The 1,421-nt window shown below is 71.4% G+C and carries 1 protein-coding gene; it reads left to right on the top strand.

From position 1 onward, the window contains the following. Positions 1–68: 68 nt before the first annotated feature. Entirely contained in the window at positions 69–1,235 is a 1,167-nt protein-coding gene (locus BUE41_RS29350; protein ID WP_073460610.1) for an IS701 family transposase, read from the top strand. Positions 1,236–1,421: the final 186 nt, after the last annotated feature.

Genomic DNA, 1,421 nt, shown 5'->3' with positions numbered 1-1,421 from the left:
CTAGTACTGCAACGGCACTTCGGCGTGTCGTGAGAGGCTGAGCCACTGGTCGCGGTGATGATCACCAGGTGGTGGATCTTGCTGGGTGGTTGGCGTCGTTGGATGCGGTGGTGGAGCTGATCGCGGGCCGGTTCGGCCGGATCGAGCCGCGTCGCTGGGCCGGGGCGTATCTGCGGGGTCTGCTGGCCGGGTTGGAGCGCAAGAACGGCTGGACGCTGGCCGAGCACGCCGGTGCGGTGTCGCCGGACGGGATGCAGCGGCTGCTGCGCACCGCAGAATGGGATGTCGATGGGGTGCGTGATGACCTGCGCGGATACGTGCTCGACGAGCTCGGCGACCCGGACGGGGTGTTCATCGTCGACGAGACCGGGTTCGTCAAGAAGGGTGTCCGTTCGGCCGGGGTGCAGCGCCAGTACACCGGCACCACCGGCAAGATCGACAACTGTCAGCTGGGGGTGTTCCTGGCCTACGCCGGCCCACGCGGCCGGGCCCTGATCGACCGCGAGCTGTATCTGCCCCGCTCGTGGACCGACGATCGGCAGCGATGCGGCGCCGCGGGGGTCCCGGACGAGGTCGGGTTCGCGACCAAGCCCGAGCAGGCGCTGGCGATGCTGGCACGCGCGCACACCGCCGGGGTGCTGTCCGGGTGGGTAACCGCGGACGAGCACTACGGGCAGAACCGGGCGTTTCGGGGCTGGCTGGCCGACCGGGCGGTGCCGTTCGTGCTGGCTACCCGCAGCGACGACGTGCTGACCTGCCCCCACGGGCGGCGCCACCAGGCCAAGACCCTGGCCGCGCTGGTCGGGCCGGACGGCTGGGAGCGGCGCAGTGCCGGTGCCGGCGCGCACGGCGAGCGGCTCTACGACTGGACCGTGCTCGCCCTCGACACCGCCGGGCTGCCCGCCGGGTGGGGGCACTGGCTGCTGGTCCGCCGCCAGATCACTCCGGCGCCCGGGAAGGAGCCGGAGCTGGCGTTCTACCGCTGCGCCGGCCCGGCGAACACCCCGGTGCCGGAGCTGATCCGGGTGGCCGGGGCGCGGTGGGCGATCGAGGAGTGCTTCCAGACCGCGAAGAACGAGGCCGGGCTCGACCACTACCAGGTCCGCTCCTGGCGAGCCTGGTACGCGCACATCACCCTGGCGATGCTCGCCGCCGCCTACCTCGCCGTCACCCGCGCCCAGCAGGCGAAAAAGGGGGATCCACAGCCGGCGGCGACAACGACAGCCACGACCTGATCGCGCTGACCAGCAACGAGATCCGCCGCCTGCTCGCCGCCCTCGTCCTCGCTCCTGTCGTGAGCCTGACCGCCGCCTTCCACTGGTCACGCTGGCGACGACGTCGACAACACCAAGCCCGCGCCGCCCACTACCGACGCCGCGGACACCAACCCCCACGATCATGAAGTGCCGTTGCAGTACTAG

This window comes from Pseudonocardia thermophila, from assembly GCF_900142365.1.
GTDB classification, from domain to species: Bacteria; Actinomycetota; Actinomycetes; order Mycobacteriales; family Pseudonocardiaceae; genus Pseudonocardia; species Pseudonocardia thermophila.
The sequence above is the reverse complement of the archived record's forward strand: the minus strand, read 5'-3'. Positions and strand labels throughout refer to the sequence as shown.